The following is a 14,501-nucleotide window of genomic DNA, read 5'->3' as shown; positions in this document are numbered from 1 at the left end:
GTTCGGATGCCTCGGGCTGCGAGGCCGGGTGCATCTCGCGACCCGACCCCGCAGCGGTCTTCCGAGGCTACGCGTCGTGCTGATCGACCACGAGCTTGACGACCTCGTCGTACTTCGGCGAGTTCATGAAGTTGTCGACTGACACGTGGATGGCGTTGGGGTTGACCCCGCGGGCCCGGTCCGTCAGCTGCTGCTGCGTGATCACCAGGTCCTCGGAGCCGTCGAGGTTGGCGACCGCCTTGTTGGTGACGGTCACCCCTTCCACGCCCGCCTTCTTGATCTTGTTGCGGAGGACGCTCGCGCCCATCGCGGACGAGCCCATTCCCGCGTCGCACGCGAAGACGATGTTGTTGATCGTCTTGTCGGCTGTGACCGTTCCCGCCCCGGCAGTGGCGCCCGCAGCTGCAGCGCCCGAGCCGCGGAGCGCGTCCATGGCGGACGAGGACTTGCCCTTGTTCGCCTCGGTCTGGTCGATGGCTGCAGAGAACGAGTCCGTGGCGGCGGCGAGATCCCGCTTGCGCGAGGAGCGCAAGATGACGGCCGTGATCAGGAAGGTCACCGCTGCGGCGAGGACGACGGACAGGTAGACGACCAACAGGTTCCCGACGCCACCAGCCTCGGGAGTCAAAGCCGCCGCAGTCACGGCGATGATGCTTCCGGGGGCCGCGGGGAACGCGAGACCGCCGCCGAAGATCATGTTGGTCGTGACACCGGTCGCGCCACCCGCAATGAGGGCGAGGATCGTCATCGGCTTGCTCAGCGCGTACGGGAAGTAGATCTCATGGATGCCGCCGAGGAACTGGATCACGATCGCGCCCGGCGCCGAGGCCTTGGCGGCCCCGATGCCGAAGAACGTGAAGGCGAGGAGGAGCCCGAGTCCGGGGCCAGGGTTGGCCTCGATGAGGAACAGGATCGACTTCCCTGTCTCTGTCGCCTGCTGGATCCCGAGCGGTGTGAACACGCCGTGGTTGATGGCGTTGTTGAGGAACAGCACTTTCGCGGGTTCGACGATGATCGAGAGAACCGGCAGAAGGCTCGCCGACACGAGGCCGCCGACGACCGTCCCGAGGAATCCGCTGATGCCGAGCATCACGGGGCCGAAAGCGAAGAACCCGAAGATAGCAAGAAGCATGCCCAAGATGCCCGCGGAGAAGTTGTTGACCAGCATCTCGAAGCCGGGCTTGATCTTCCCGTCCCAGAGCTTGTCCATCTGTTTGGTGACCCACGCCGCCAAGGGACCCATGATCATGGCGCCGAGGAACATCGGAATGTCCGTTCCCACGATCACACCCATCGTCGCGATGGTCGCCACGACGCCACCTCGCTCGCCGTAGACCATCCGCCCACCAGTGTTGGCGATCAGAAGAGGCAGGAGATAGGTCACCATCGGGCCGACCAAGCCGACGAACGTGGTGAAGGTGACGCCGTCCTCGGTCTGGGCGAGAGCGGTTCTCGCGCCCTCCCAGCCGATGGTTGCCGCATCCCCGAAACCGCCGAGCAGGTTGGCAACGGGGAACCACCCGCCCAGCCAGCCGGCGGAGATGAAGAGCATCGTGATGAAGCCCCACGCGATGAATGCCGCGATGTTCGGCATGATCATGCCGGAGAGGAACGTGCCGAAGCGCTGGACTCCGACTCGTGCCCGATTGACCCCCGTCGTGGGGGAGGACGCCGTTGTCATGTGCTGATTTCTCCTTGGGGTAGCCCCGCCGGTCAGGCGGGGGAGCCAGACGCGGCCTGTGCCGCGGCTCGGGCGGACGCCGCGTCGGACGCGGCGAGTGCTGCTGCGGCGATGCGCTCGGCATCGTCGCGGGTGTACTGCAAGAGGGTGGCGCGGACATCCGCGAGCGCCGTGGGCGCCATCGACAGGGTCGTCGCCCCGAGGCCGACCAGGACGACGGCCAGCATCGGGTCGGCGGCGGCCTCGCCGCAGATGCCGATGGGCTTCCCGTGCGCCTTGCCGCCTTCGCCGGTCAGCTTGATGAGCTGCAGGACCGCCGGGTGCCAGGGGTCCTGGAAGCCCGAGACCGACCCGAGCAGCCGGTCGGCGGCCAGGGTGTACTGGGTGAGGTCGTTCGTGCCGATCGAGGCGAAGTCGGCGATGTCGAGGACCTTGTCGGCCAGGAGCGCGGAGGAGGGCACCTCGACCATCACGCCGGCGGTCTTGATGCTGTACTCCTTGGCGAGGGTGACGAAGTACTCCGTCTCCTCCACGGTGGACACCATCGGCGCCATGACCCAGAGGTCGGCGTCGGTGGCGGCGTCGGCCTGCGCCAGAGCGGTCAGCTGCTCGCGCAGGATGTCCTCGCTCGCGCGGAGCGCGCGGAGCCCGCGCAGGCCGAGCGCGGGGTTCTCCTCGTGCGCGTCGTTGAGGAAGGCAAGCGGCTTGTCCGCTCCGGCGTCCAGCGCACGGACGACGACCTTCTTGCCGGGGAAGGCCTGGAGGAGCTCGGTGTAGGCCTTCGTCTGCTCCTCGACGGTCGGCGCCTGGGAGGACGACAGGAAGAGGAACTCGGTGCGGAACAGCCCCACGCCCTCCGCGCCCAGCTCGACCGCTTCGGCCGCTCCGCCGGGCTTTCCGAGGTTCGCCAGGAGCGGCACCGCCGTCCCGTCCTTCAGGGCGCCCGGAGTGAGGGGGGCGGTTGCCGCGGCAGCACGGGCGTCGGCGCGGTGCTGCGCCTGAGCGAGTTCGGCCTCCGAAGGGCTGCTCGTCACGACACCCTTGGCCGCATCGACGATGACGGTCTCGCCGTCGGTGAGGTCTTTCGCTGCGGCGGCTCCGACCACGGCGACGATCGACTTCTCCCGCGCGAGGATGGCGGTGTGCGAAGTGGGGCCGCCGTCGGTGGTGACGAGGGCCAGCACCTTGTCGAGGTCGAGGAGAGCGGTGTCGGCGGGAGCGAGGTCCTTCGCGACGAGGACGAACGGGTGGCCGGGGTCGGGGATGCCGGGGGCGGGAAGGCCCCGCAGACGCGCGATGACGCGCTGGGCGACGTCGTCGAGGTCGGCCGCGCGCTCGCCGAGGTATCCGCCCATCGCCGAGAGCATGTCGCGGAAGGTGGCGAAGGCGTCGTGCACCGCGTACTCGCCGGTCTTGCCGGCGGTCACCCGCGTGGAGACCTCCTGATCGAGCGTGGGATCCTCAGCCATCATGGCCTGCGCTTCGAGCACCTCACGGGCAAGACCCCCGGCCTGCGAGCCCCGTTCCTCGAGCTCGCGGGCGACGGCGGCCACGGCTTCGCGAACCCGGGCGAGCTCCTCCTCGGGAGTGCGCTGGCTGGGGACGTCCTCGGGGGCGGGAAGCGGCTCCGCCATCCGGGCGACAGGTCCCTGGGCAACGCCCAGACCGATGCCGACTCCGCGCAGTTCGCTCATGTCGTGGATCTCCTTGTGGTGCTCTGTGGGGGTGGAACGTCGGCGAGCGATTACTCGTCGTGGTCGGTGGTGAGGAGCTCGGCGAGCGCATCGAGGACGCTCTCCGCGTTCGCTCCGTCGGTGGTCAGGGTCACGTAGTCGCCCTTCTCGGCGCCCAGGGAGATGACACCGAGGATGCTGGCGGCGTTGACGGGAGCGCCGGAGCCCTTCGAGATGGTCACCTCGGCGCCGGACTCCTTCGCGGCCTGCGCGAACAGCTTCGCGGGACGCGCGTGAAGGCCGTTGGACGACCCGATCCGGACGGTGCGGGACACAGCGGTCATGCGGGTTCCTCTCGATAGGGCGGCGTCAGGGTTGCATCGACGAGTGCGAGGGTTCGGGTCCCGTCGAGGTCGGCGAAGATGTCGGGGGGCAGCAGCACGACGCGCGTGCCTCGCGGACCGGCGTCGTGGCGGATGCTCTCCAGGGCATGCTGCAAGTGGGGTCCGACGAGCACGAGATCCGCCCGTTCGATATCGGTCGGCAACGACTGCTCGGTGCCGGCGACCGCGCTGAGCTCCCGGCCCCGGGTCTGGGCCGCGCGCCGCAAGCGCTGGGCGACGAAAGTGCTCGACGCTCCTGCGCCGCATACCACCAGGATCCTCATCGATCCGCCTCCTTCCCGCCCATTCTTGTGAAACCACTGAGAGCCGACAACCACTCCTGTTTCCGCAGGGGCGGAAACCGCCGGAGCCCGGCGGAGAGACCCATGGTTGACTGGACGGGTGAGCAGAGCCCGGCAGGATCGCGTCATCGCCATGCTCGCGCGCGGCAGCGACTGGATGACCGCCGCAGAGCTCGCCGACGCGATCGGGGTGACCCCGCGCAGCATCCGCTCCTATGTGAATGCGATCAATGGCCGGGTTCCCGACGGGTCGGCCGTCGAGTCCGGGCCCCAGGGGTATCGTGCCGGTGCCGACCTCGTCGCGGCGCAGCGCGCCGGGGGCGTGGAGTCCGGCACTCCGAGGGATCGGCTCCATCGCCTGGTGCGGGCGGTCCTCGCCTCGCCCGACGGCATCGATGTGTTCGAGACCGCGGACCAGTTCCACGTGAGTCCGGCCACGCTCGACGCGGATCTGGCTCGGGTGAGGGCTCTCCTCGGCGAGACCGACCTCGTCCTCGAGCGCACGGCCTCCCGCGCCCGGCTGCGGGGAACCGAGATGTCTCAGCGGAGGCTCCTCAGCCGCCTCGTCCACGAGGAGACCGACGACGGCGCGTTCGACGTCGATGCGCTCCGCCGAGCGCTCGGTGAGGAGTCCATCGGAGCGGCGGCGTTCGGGCCGTTCAAGGCGGAACTGGTCGCCGAGCTCACCGACCTCGGGTACTTCGTCAACGAGTTCGGGATCGGCGACGTGATGATGCACATCGCGATCGCCGCCGACCGGGTGTCCCGAGATCGCGGCCTCGAGGAGGCGGGGGCACCGCCGTCGGGGGAGTCGGCCGAACGCATCGCCGCCGCGCTCGACCGCCTGAGCGCCCGCCACCTCCGCGTGCGTTTCGGGTCGGGAGACCTGTTGCACCTCACGGCCCTGGTGGAGAGTCGCGTCGTGGCCCCGGGCGCCGCGGAGCCGGCTGCGGTCATCCGGCAGCGGCTCGACCCGGAAGTGGAGACCGCCGTACGCGACGTCGTCGCGCGCGCCGCGGCGGAGTTCCAGGTCGACATCGATCACGACGACTTCGTCCTGCGTCTCGCCCTCCACGTGCAGAACCTGCGGATGCGGGCGCGCGAGCAGGCGTGGTCGCGCAATCCGCTCACGAAGTCGCTGAAGACGAGCTATCCGATGATCTTCGAGATCGCCGTCTACATCTCCGACGGTCTGCGGGGGCTCCTCGGGATCGCGCTCCTCGACGACGAGATCGCCTATATCGCGATGCACGTCGGTGGTCGGCTGGAGAGAAGCCGACGTGCGGGTGCCGTCCTGACGGCGACGATCGTCTGCCCCGGCTACTACGAACTGCACGAGCTCTTGCGTTCGAGCATCGCGCAGTCGCTCGGGCAGGCCGTGACCGTGGTGGGCGTGGAGACCCGGGTGGATCCCGACTGGTCCTCCATCGACACCGACCTCGTGCTCACCACGATCGACCCGCCGACAGTGGCCGATCGGTTCGTGCGCATCCAGCCGTTCCTCACCGAGGCCGACGTGGAGCGGGTGCAGGCGGCGGCCAGCCGTGTCCGCCGCGCGCGGCGGCTCGCGCGCCTGCGCACCGAGCTGGAGCGCTACTTCCACCCCGACGCCTTCGTCTACGGCCTTGACCCTCAGCAGGACGAGGAGGCGGTGATCTCGCGGCTCGGGGCGCTGTTGGTGCGCTCCGGCGTCATCGACGACGACTACGTGCAGCGCACCCTCGAGCGTGAACGGCTGTCCTCCACCGCGTTCTCCGACGCCCTCGCGGTGCCGCACGCGCTCGGGATGACCGCGACGCGAACGGCCATCGCGATCGGCATCGGCGAGCAGTCGATCCCGTGGGGTGACGGCCGCGTGCAGGTGGTGGCCCTGGTGGCCTTCAGCGAGTCGGATCGCGCCGCGTTCCAGACCGTGTTCGAGCAGCTCGTCGAGGTGTTCAGCGAGCGCGACAGCGTGCAGCGCATCGTTCGGCGGGGAACCACGTTCCCCGCCTTCCTCGACGAGTTGGTCGCCGTCGTCGACGGCTGAGCCGGCTGCCGGTCAGGACAGGCGCGCACTCAGGCCCCGCCGTACCGTGGGCCATTCGTGCGGGAGGATCGAGTAGACGACGGTGTCGCGGAGAGTGCCGTCGGGCCCGAAGCGGTGATTGCGCAGCACTCCGTCCTGCTTGGCCCCCAGCCGCTCGATGGCCGCCCGAGACTGACGGTTGTGCCAGTGGGTGCGAAACTCCACGGCGATCACGTCGCACGCCTCGAACGCGTGCGTGAGGAGGAGCAGCTTGGCGGCGGTGTTGACCGCGGTCCGCTGCACGGTCGGCGACAGCCAGGTGTGGCCGATCTCCACGCGTCGGTTGTCCGCATCGATGTTGCAGAACGTCGTCATGCCGCGCGCACGCCCGTCGACCACGACCGCCCAGGGGTTCATCCGGCCGGCTTCCCTCTCGCCGACCCGATGCGCGATCTCATCCTCCACCGAGGCGGGCACGGAGGTGTACCAGGCGTACTCCAGCCCTCCGCGCGCGTCTTCCAGATCGGCGGCGTGCGAGGGGTGCAGGGGCTCCAGGCGAACGTGGGGATCCTCGAGGACGATCGGCTCGGTCAGCAGCATGACACGAGCCTAGGCGCGCGCCGCGTCACCCCTGTGCGGCGGCGAGGAGGTCGCGCGCCCCGCCTTCGACCGCCGCGAGCCGCGATGCGGCTTGCGTGGCCGAATCGCCGCGGACATCGAGATACACCTTGACCTTCGGCTCGGTGCCGCTCGGGCGCACGATCACTCGCGAGCCGTCGGTCAGCCAGAAGCGGAGCACGTCGCCGCGCGGAAGATCGCCGACACCCGCCAGCAGGTCGTCGACACGTTCCACCGCGGTCCCACCGATCGAGGTGGGCGGTGCGGAGCGCAGCGCCGCCATGACGCGTGGGATCACAGAGAGATCCTCGACCCTGACCGAGACCTGACCGGACTCGAAGAATCCGAACGTCTCGTCGAACTGACGGAGGAGGTCGGCCAGGCTGCGGCCCTCCTCGCGCGCCTCGGAGACGAGACCGAGCAGGGCGATCGCGGCGGAGATGCCGTCCTTGTCGCGCACGGTGCCGGGGTTGACGAGGTAGCCGAGCGCCTCTTCGAAGCCGTAGACGATGCCCGGGGCGCGGGAGATCCACTTGAACCCGGTGAGCGTGGAGTGGAAGTCGAGCCCGTAGTGCTCCGCCACGGTCTGGAGTCCCGGGGAGGACACCAGCGAGCACGCGAGGGCACCCGACGTGGCGGTTCGAGCGGCGCGCCAGCCGAGGAGGAGGCCCACCTGATTTCCGGTGAGTCGGCGCCACCCCTCCGGCGCCTCGGCATCCGGAACGGCCACCGCGAGCCGGTCCGCATCGGGATCGTTGGCGAGGATCAGCTCCGCCCTCGCGTCCCGTGCCGTGGCGAAGGCGAGATCCATCGCGCCGGGCTCTTCCGGGTTGGGGAAGGCGACGGTGGGGAAGGTGCCGTCGGGGCGGATCTGCTCGGCGACGACGGTCGGCAAGGGGTAGCCGGCGGCGGTGAGGATGCGCTCGAGCGTCTCGTATCCGACACCGTGCATCGCGGTGTACACCCAGTTCAGTCCCGCCGCCCCCGCGGGGGCGGGGGCCACCGTGGCCGTGGCCGCGACGTAGGCGTCGACGACGTCCTCGCCGGCGGTCTCGAAGACGCCCCGCGGGAGCGCGCCGACATCACCCGCCTCCGCCACCGCGAGGATGTGGGCGGCGATCTCGGCGTCGGCCGGCGCGACGATCTGTGAGCCGTCGTCGGCGCCTCCCAGATACACCTTGTACCCGTTGTCGTCGGGCGGGTTGTGCGACGCGGTGACCATCACCCCGGCCGCCGCGCCGAGGTGGCGCACGGCGAAGGCGAGCACGGGGGTCGGCAGGAGCCGGGGGAGGAGGATCGCGCGGAGCCCGGCGCCGGCGAAGAGCTCGGCGCTGTCGCGCGCGAACACGTCGGAGTTGCGTCGTCCGTCGTACCCCACGACGACCGTCGGCGTGGTGCCGTCCGCCTTCTCGAGGAGATAGGCCGCGAGGCCCGCGGCAGCTTGGGCGACGAGAACCCGGTTCATGCGGGTGGGGCCGGCACCGAGGCGCCCGCGCAGCCCCGCGGTCCCGAACTCGAGGCGCCCCGAGAACCGGTCGTCGAGGTCGGCTGCGGCGGCGGGATCGCCCGCCTCGGCCGCATCGATCAGCCTGTCGAGCTCTGCACGGGTCACGTCGTCGGGGTCCTGATCGCGCCACGCCCGTGCGGCCGCGATGCTCATCACAGCTCGCCGATCACGCGGGCCAGGAGCGCGGAGATCACCGGCTCTGCCTGCTGGCCCGCCTCGATCACCTCCTGGTGACTGAGCGGCGTCGTCTGGATCCCGGCGGCCATGTTGGTGATGAGTGAAAAGCCCAGGATCTCCATTCCCGCCTGGCGGGCGGCGATCGCCTCCAGCGCCGTCGACATCCCGACGATGTGACCGCCGATCGTCTTGGCCATGCGCACCTCGGCGGGCGTCTCGTACTGCGGACCACGGAACTGGCAGTACACGCCTTCGTCGAGCGAGGGGTCCACCCGTCGTGCGAGGTCGCGCAGGCGCGTCGAGTACAGGTCGGTGAGGTCGATGAAGGTCGCGCCCTCCAGCGGCGAATCGCCGGTGAGGTTGATGTGATCGCTGATGAGCACCGGCTGCCCGGGAGACCACGTGCTCTTGATCCCGCCGGCGCCGTTGGTGAGGACCATCGTGCGGGCGCCCGTTGCCGCGGCGGTCCGCACGCTGTGCACCACGCGGCGGACGCCGTGGCCCTCGTAGTAGTGGGTCCGTGCCCCGATCACGAGGACGCGCTTGCCCTTCGGGGTGAGGATACTGCGCAGCGACCCGACGTGCCCCGCGAGAGCGGGCTTGCTGAATCCCGTGACCTCGGTGGCGGCGATCGTCGCCGTGGTCTCACCGATGAGGTCGGCGGCCTTGCCCCAGCCGCTGCCGAGGGTGAGGGCGATGTCGTGATGCTCGACGCCGGTGAGACGAGCGATGTCGTCGGCAGCGCGCGCGGCGACCTCGAACGGATCGGTCGCGAGGTCGTCGAGCGGGTGGTGGATCGTTTCGGACATGCCTCCACTCTAGGAACCTGCGGCACGCCGTGCCAGGAGCGGCGCGGCGTGCTCATGCGCCGCCGTGGCGCGCGACGGTCGCCCGAGTTGCGACAATGGATGTCATGTCGTTGAGCTTCGAGCGCACCCAGTCCGTCGCCGTCCTCGGTGGGGGGCCCGGAGGGTACGAGGCGGCGCTGGCCGCCGCGCAGCTGGGTGCCCAGGTCACCCTCGTCGAGCGCGCTGGTGTGGGCGGGAGCGCGGTGATCACCGACGTCGTCCCGTCGAAGAGCCTCATCGCCACGGCCGACGCCGCCGTCGCGATCTCGGAGGCCTCCGATCTGGGGGTGCAGCTGTTCGCCAAGTCCGACACGGGCCGGCCCCTGAAGCCGGAGATCGCGATCAACCTCGCCGCCGTCAACAAGCGGCTCCTCTCGCTGGCTCGTCAGCAGTCCGACGACATGCGGGCCCACCTCGTCGAGGCGGGCGTGCGCATCATCTCCGGCCACGGCCGGCTGGACGGCCCCCACGCCCTCGTGGCCTCGACCGGGCCCGGGGGGACCGACTTCGACCGCATCGAAGCCGACACGCTCGTCGTGTCGGTCGGCGCCTCGCCCAGGGAGCTGCCCAGCGCCCAGCCCGACGGGGAGCGGATCCTCACCTGGACGCAGCTCTACGACATGAAGTCGCTGCCGGAGCATCTCATCGTGGTGGGATCCGGTGTGACGGGAGCAGAGTTCGCCTCGGCCTACATGAACCTGGGCGCGAAGGTCACATTGATCTCCAGCCGCGACCAGGTCCTCCCGGGCGAAGACCGCGACGCGGCCGCCGTGATCGAGAAGGTGTTCAAGCGCGGCGGGATGACGGTGTTGTCGAAGTCGCGCGCCGACAAGGTGGAGCGCTCCGGGTCGGGCGTGGTCGTCACCCTTTCCGACGGACGCACGGTGGAGGGCAGTCATTGCCTCATGGCGGTGGGATCGATCCCCAACACCCGTGACATCGGTCTCGAGGAAGCGGGCGTGCAGCTCACCGACTCCGGACACATCCGGGTCAATCGCGTCGCGCGCACCTCCGTGCCCAACATCTACGCCGCGGGGGACTGCACGACCTTCGTCCCCCTCGCCTCGGTCGCCTCGATGCAGGGACGCACGGCCATCTTCCACACGCTCGGCGACATCGTCATCCCGTTGGAGCGCCGGCGGATCACGGCCAACATCTTCACCGCTCCCGAGATCGCGACCGTCGGCCGTTCGGAGGCCGACATCGAGTCAGGCGCCGTCAACGGGTACGTGCACAAGCTGCCGCTGGCAGCCAATCCCCGCGCCAAGATGATGGGGATCAAAGACGGCTTCGTGAAGATCATGGCGCGGGAAGGGTCGGGCACCGTGATCGGCGGCGTCATCGTCGCGCCGCGTGCCTCGGAGCTCATCTACCCGATCGCGATCGCGGTCGAGCGCCGCCTCACCGTCGACCAGGTGTCGCGGATCTTCGCGGTCTACCCGTCTCTGTCGGGCTCGATCACCGACGCCACCCGCGCGATGCACATGGTCAACCGCGACGACGACTTCTTCGGCTGAGCCTTCTCAGCGCTCGGCCGTGAGGGCCTGGATCACCTCGACATAGGCGTACGTGGACGGATCGGCGCGCGCCGTGAGGAACGCCGATTCCGCGCGCTCGATCCCGTCATCCCCGAACGGGATGTCGTGCGGCTTCTCGTCGCAGGGGATCTCGAGCCCATAGCCCACCGAGGCGCCCTCCGCCGACGCGGTCACCGTCACGATGACCTCGGCCTTGTGCCCACCGAAGCAACTCGCCTGCGCGCGGGTCAGGCTCACCGGTTCGCTGAAGTCCAGGCGCACGCCGTCGTCGGAGGGCGCGTCGGGTGTGGCCGACAGCATGGCTGCGCCGGCAAGTCCCGGGCCGTCGGAGCTCTGCGCACTCGACTCGGCCGCCCACGCACGCGCAGCGTCGAGATCGACCGACGCCGACGCGGCGCATCCCGCCGACAACAGAGTCGCCGAGATCACGACGACGGCACCGAGTAGGCGTCTCATGCCACCCACGCTACAGATCCGCGCCGGCGGCCGCGGGCTGCCGAACGATGTCAGGAGATCGTCAACAGCTGATGCCCCGCGGCGACGGTGGTCCCCGGGTCGGCGTTGATCGCGCCGATGACGCCGTCCTTGTGGGCTTGGAGCGGCTGCTCCATCTTCATCGCCTCGAGCACGACGACCAGGTCGCCCTTGACGACCTGCTGCCCCTCCTCGACGGCGACCTTGACGACGGTGGCCTGCATCGGCGAGGTCACCGCGTCGCCCGACGCGCCGGCGTTGACGGTCGGGGCATGCGACCGACGGGACGGGGGCACCGCAGCGGGACGGCCGACCTGCGTCGGCGCCTGGGAGATGCGGTCCGGAAGGCTCACCTCGAGGCGTTTGCCGGACACCTCGACGACGACGGTGTGCCGCGCCTCGGCGGCCTCGGGGGCTTCCAGCTCGCCGTCCCACGCGGGGATGTCGTTGTCGAACTCGGTCTCGATCCAACGGGTGTAAACGCCGAAGCGGCCGTCCTCCGCGGTGAAGGCGGGATCGCGGACCACCTTGCGGTGGAACGGCAGCACGGTGGGCATTCCGGCGACCTCGAACTCGTCGAGGGCGCGGCGCGAGCGCTCGAGGGCCTCGGCGCGCGTGCGTCCCGAGACGATGATCTTGCCGAGGAGGGAGTCGAACGCGCCCGAGACGCTGTCTCCGGCGGTCACGCCCGAGTCGAGCCGGATGCCGGGCCCGCCGAAGGTCTTGAACTGGTGGATACGGCCGGGCTGGGGGAGGAAGCCCCGCCCCGGATCCTCGCCGTTGATCCGGAACTCGAAGGAGTGACCGACCGGCTCAGGGTCGTCATAGTCGAGCACGCCGCCCTCGGCCAGCCGGAACTGCTCGCGGACGAGGTCGATCCCGGTGACCTCTTCCGAGACCGGGTGCTCCACCTGCAGGCGTGTGTTGACCTCGAGGAAGGAGATCGTTCCGTCGGCGCCGATGAGGAACTCGCACGTCCCCGCGCCCACATAGCCGACCTCCTTCAGGATGGCTTTGGACGAGGTGTAGAGGATCTCGTTCTGCTCCGCAGTGAGGAACGGCGCGGGCGCCTCTTCCACGAGCTTCTGGTGGCGCCGCTGCAGTGAGCAGTCCCGCGTGGAGACGACCACGACGTTGCCCTCCGTGTCGGCCAGGCACTGTGTCTCGACGTGCCGCGGCTTGTCGAGGTACTTCTCGACGAAGCACTCGCCGCGCCCGAAGGCGGCGATGGCCTCCCGGGTGGCCGATTCGAACAGTTCCGCCACCTCGTCGAGCTCTCGGGCGACCTTCAACCCGCGTCCGCCACCGCCGTAGGCCGCCTTGATCGCGATCGGCAGACCATGCTCGCGGGCGAACGCGATCACCTCGTCCGCCCCCGAGACGGGGCCCGGCGTACCGGGAGCGAGCGGAGCCCCGACTCTCTCGGCCACGTGGCGAGCCGTCACCTTGTCGCCCAGCGCCTCGATGGCTTCGGGGGACGGGCCGATCCAGGTCAGCCCCGCCGCGATCACGGCACGGGCGAAGTCGGCGTTCTCCGCGAGGAACCCGTAACCGGGGTGCACGGCATCGGCTCCGGACCGCCGGGCCACCGAGAGGATCTTCTCGATCGAGAGGTAGGTGTCGGCGCTCGTCGCACCGTCGAGAGCGTAGGCCTCGTCGGCCAGGCGCGTGTGGAGGGCGTCGCGGTCCTGGTCGGCGTAGACGGCGACCGAGGCCTTGCCCGAGTCGCGAGCTGCGCGGATGACGCGCACGGCGATCTCGCCTCGATTCGCGATGAGCACCTTGGTGAGCGGAGTGGTCCCGAACTGAGGCATGGAGTCGAGCCTACCGAGAGGAGACGGGTGGTCTTTGGATCACTCGCACAAGATCATTCCGAAAACGTGGGTGACACCCTACGAGGTCGACGGCGCGCCGCCGCGGTTCCACAGCGTCGTCCAGACGATGTCGAGCTCGCCCGCCAACCGGCGGAGTGTCGACAGGGACATGCCGACCACGGTCGAGGGGTCGCCCTCGACACGGCTGATGAAAGGGCCGCCGAGGCTGTCCACGGTGAAGGCGCCGGCGACCAGCAGAGGCTCGCCCGTGGCGACGTAGGCGTCGATCTCCGCGTCGGAGACATCGTCGGCGAACGTGACGGCTGCGTCGGCGACCGCGTACGCCTCCGTCGGAGCGCGCCCGGGCCCGACACGGTAGACACTGTGCCCGGAGTGTAGGACGCCCGTGCGTCCTCGCATCGCCCGCCAGCGCGCGACCGCGACCTCCGGCTCGTAGGGCTTGCCGAGGATCTCGCCGTCGAGCTCGAACATGGAGTCGCCGCCGACGATGAGACCCTCGAAGTCCGGATCGGTGCGCGCGAGGGAGGCGACCACGGCGGCGGCCTTCCGGCGCGCCAGCAGGAGCACGTGCTCGGCGGGGAGGAGAGTGCGTCCCTCCTCCGCTTCGACCGTGGCGATCACGCCCTCCTCGTCCACGTCCGGGGCCTGGAGGAGGGGCTCGATGCCGGCGTGTCGGAGCAGCATCCGGCGGGCGGGAGACGTCGAGGCCAGGCATACGCGCATGACTCCCACGCTACCGAGGCGAGATCGGTGTGGAAGAGTCGAAGAGTGACGGGAGCCGAGATCGAACTGGACATCACCGACGTCGCCCACGGCGGGGTCTTCGTGGCCCGCCACGTCGACGCCGAGACCGAGGCGCGCGGTGGTCGTGTGGTCTTCGTCCCCGACACGGTGCCGGGTGAACGGGTGCGGGCGCGCGTCGTCGACGACAGCAAACCGGCCTTCTGGCGCGCCGAGCTCCTGGAGGTTCTCGAGCCCTCGCCACACCGGCGTCCGCACGTATGGAGTGCCGCCGAGGTGTCGGCGGCACCCGAGGACCGGCCGGGTGGGGCGGACTTCGGTCACATCGCCCTGGCGCACCAGCGAGAGCTCAAGAAGCGGGTCATCGCCGATGCGCTCTCTCGCGTCGGCCGCGTGGACCTGCCCGTGACTGTCGAGCCGGTCGACGCAGAGACGCCCGACGGCACGCGATGGCGCACGCGCGTTCGCCTCCATGCCGACGGCGAGGGACGCGTGGGACCCTACGCCGCGCGGAGCCATCGGGTCATTCCGGTGGACTCGCTGCCTCTCGCCACCGAAGCCATCGAGGAAGCGGCCGCGCACCTTGCCCGCCGAGCAGGCGCGGCGGCGGAGATCGACCTCGTGCAGCCCGCGGACGGTCGGGTGCGGGTGATCGAGCGTGCGGCGCGGCCTGGCTCCCGTGCGCGCGGCGGCCGACGGGGCGCTCGGGGCGCGGC

General features: G+C 70.1%; 13 protein-coding genes. 3 read left to right on the top strand and 10 right to left on the bottom strand.

The features are described from left to right. Nucleotides 1-67: 67 nt before the first annotated feature. Genes QM591_RS09170 through QM591_RS09155 form a run of 4 tightly spaced genes read right to left on the bottom strand, consistent with a single transcriptional unit; the run spans nucleotide 68 to nucleotide 4,021 of the window. Complete coding sequence (locus tag QM591_RS09170) at nucleotides 68-1,681, bottom strand: PTS mannitol transporter subunit IICB (protein ID WP_415131802.1); 1,614 nt, start codon at nucleotides 1,679-1,681, stop codon at nucleotides 68-70. A gap of 32 nt (nucleotides 1,682-1,713) precedes the next feature. Next, nucleotides 1,714-3,375: a phosphoenolpyruvate--protein phosphotransferase gene (gene ptsP, locus QM591_RS09165; protein ID WP_415131800.1), complete on the bottom strand. Its 1,662-nt coding sequence runs from the start codon at nucleotides 3,373-3,375 to the stop codon at nucleotides 1,714-1,716. Nucleotides 3,376-3,425: 50 nt separating this feature from the next. Beyond that, nucleotides 3,426-3,698 carry an HPr family phosphocarrier protein gene (locus tag QM591_RS09160; protein ID WP_415131798.1) on the bottom strand — a complete coding sequence of 91 codons (273 nt, stop codon included), beginning with the start codon at nucleotides 3,696-3,698 and terminating at the stop codon, nucleotides 3,426-3,428. Then, nucleotides 3,695-4,021 (bottom strand): PTS sugar transporter subunit IIB, encoded by a 327-nt coding sequence (locus tag QM591_RS09155; RefSeq protein ID WP_415131796.1) that lies wholly within the window; start codon nucleotides 4,019-4,021, stop codon nucleotides 3,695-3,697. Before QM591_RS09155 ends, QM591_RS09160 begins: the two co-directional genes overlap by 4 nt. Before the next feature lie 118 nt (nucleotides 4,022-4,139). On the opposite strand from QM591_RS09155, the gene QM591_RS09150 reads away from it, so the two are divergent. Further along, entirely contained in the window at nucleotides 4,140-6,068 is a 1,929-nt protein-coding gene (locus tag QM591_RS09150) for a BglG family transcription antiterminator (RefSeq protein ID WP_415131794.1), read from the top strand. Between the two features lie 12 nt (nucleotides 6,069-6,080). Here the strand turns inward: QM591_RS09150 and QM591_RS09145 are convergent, their stop codons facing one another. The 3 genes from QM591_RS09145 to QM591_RS09135 are packed head-to-tail and all read right to left on the bottom strand — an operon-like array spanning nucleotide 6,081 to nucleotide 9,158. Continuing rightward, nucleotides 6,081-6,647, bottom strand: a complete 567-nt coding sequence (locus QM591_RS09145; RefSeq protein ID WP_415131792.1) for a GNAT family N-acetyltransferase — start codon at nucleotides 6,645-6,647, stop codon at nucleotides 6,081-6,083. Between the two features lie 25 nt (nucleotides 6,648-6,672). Continuing rightward, nucleotides 6,673-8,325 carry a phospho-sugar mutase gene (locus tag QM591_RS09140; RefSeq protein ID WP_415131790.1) on the bottom strand — a complete coding sequence of 551 codons (1,653 nt, stop codon included), beginning with the start codon at nucleotides 8,323-8,325 and terminating at the stop codon, nucleotides 6,673-6,675. After that, nucleotides 8,325-9,158, bottom strand: coding sequence for a purine-nucleoside phosphorylase (locus QM591_RS09135; protein ID WP_415131788.1), 834 nt, complete (start codon nucleotides 9,156-9,158; stop codon nucleotides 8,325-8,327). Before QM591_RS09135 ends, QM591_RS09140 begins: the two co-directional genes overlap by 1 nt. 104 nt (nucleotides 9,159-9,262) lie before the next feature. On the opposite strand from QM591_RS09135, the gene QM591_RS09130 reads away from it, so the two are divergent. Continuing rightward, nucleotides 9,263-10,714 carry an NAD(P)H-quinone dehydrogenase gene (locus QM591_RS09130; RefSeq protein ID WP_415131786.1) on the top strand — a complete coding sequence of 484 codons (1,452 nt, stop codon included), beginning with the start codon at nucleotides 9,263-9,265 and terminating at the stop codon, nucleotides 10,712-10,714. A 6-nt stretch (nucleotides 10,715-10,720) separates the two neighbouring features. On the opposite strand, the gene QM591_RS09125 is transcribed toward QM591_RS09130, so the two are convergent. The 3 genes from QM591_RS09125 to QM591_RS09115 all read right to left on the bottom strand — a co-directional run bounded on the left by QM591_RS09125 (nucleotide 10,721) and on the right by QM591_RS09115 (nucleotide 13,767). Next, entirely contained in the window at nucleotides 10,721-11,191 is a 471-nt protein-coding gene (locus tag QM591_RS09125) for a hypothetical protein (RefSeq protein ID WP_415131784.1), read from the bottom strand. A gap of 50 nt (nucleotides 11,192-11,241) precedes the next feature. Next, the gene (locus QM591_RS09120; protein WP_415131782.1) at nucleotides 11,242-13,023 is read right to left on the bottom strand and encodes an acetyl/propionyl/methylcrotonyl-CoA carboxylase subunit alpha; all 1,782 of its coding nucleotides are present in this window, start codon (nucleotides 13,021-13,023) and stop codon (nucleotides 11,242-11,244) included. 78 nt (nucleotides 13,024-13,101) lie between these two features. Then, entirely contained in the window at nucleotides 13,102-13,767 is a 666-nt protein-coding gene (locus QM591_RS09115; RefSeq protein WP_415131780.1) for a Maf family protein, read from the bottom strand. Nucleotides 13,768-13,812: 45 nt separating this feature from the next. Between QM591_RS09115 and QM591_RS09110 the strand changes: the two genes are divergently transcribed. Continuing rightward, on the top strand, nucleotides 13,813-14,501 hold a 689-nt coding region (locus tag QM591_RS09110), incomplete at its 3' end, for a TRAM domain-containing protein (RefSeq protein ID WP_415131778.1).

It is taken from the genome of Microbacterium sp. (genome assembly GCF_047607225.1).
In the GTDB taxonomy this organism is placed as follows: Bacteria; Actinomycetota; Actinomycetes; order Actinomycetales; family Microbacteriaceae; genus Microbacterium.
This window is presented reverse-complemented; position numbering and strand designations above follow the sequence as displayed.

What these genes read in the sequence shown, in the direction of transcription:
- QM591_RS09170 (WP_415131802.1), bottom strand. Translation starts at nt 1,681, where the DNA reads ATGACAACGGCGTCCTCCCCCACGACGGGGGTCAATCGGGCACGAGTC.
- ptsP (WP_415131800.1), bottom strand. Translation starts at nt 3,375, where the DNA reads ATGAGCGAACTGCGCGGAGTCGGCATCGGTCTGGGCGTTGCCCAGGGA.
- QM591_RS09160 (WP_415131798.1), bottom strand. Translation starts at nt 3,698, where the DNA reads ATGACCGCTGTGTCCCGCACCGTCCGGATCGGGTCGTCCAACGGCCTT.
- QM591_RS09155 (WP_415131796.1), bottom strand. Translation starts at nt 4,021, where the DNA reads ATGAGGATCCTGGTGGTATGCGGCGCAGGAGCGTCGAGCACTTTCGTC.
- QM591_RS09145 (WP_415131792.1), bottom strand. Translation starts at nt 6,647, where the DNA reads ATGCTGCTGACCGAGCCGATCGTCCTCGAGGATCCCCACGTTCGCCTG.
- QM591_RS09140 (WP_415131790.1), bottom strand. Translation starts at nt 8,325, where the DNA reads ATGAGCATCGCGGCCGCACGGGCGTGGCGCGATCAGGACCCCGACGAC.
- QM591_RS09135 (WP_415131788.1), bottom strand. Translation starts at nt 9,158, where the DNA reads ATGTCCGAAACGATCCACCACCCGCTCGACGACCTCGCGACCGATCCG.
- QM591_RS09130 (WP_415131786.1), top strand. Translation starts at nt 9,263, where the DNA reads ATGTCGTTGAGCTTCGAGCGCACCCAGTCCGTCGCCGTCCTCGGTGGG.
- QM591_RS09125 (WP_415131784.1), bottom strand. Translation starts at nt 11,191, where the DNA reads ATGAGACGCCTACTCGGTGCCGTCGTCGTGATCTCGGCGACTCTGTTG.
- QM591_RS09120 (WP_415131782.1), bottom strand. Translation starts at nt 13,023, where the DNA reads ATGCCTCAGTTCGGGACCACTCCGCTCACCAAGGTGCTCATCGCGAAT.
- QM591_RS09115 (WP_415131780.1), bottom strand. Translation starts at nt 13,767, where the DNA reads ATGCGCGTATGCCTGGCCTCGACGTCTCCCGCCCGCCGGATGCTGCTC.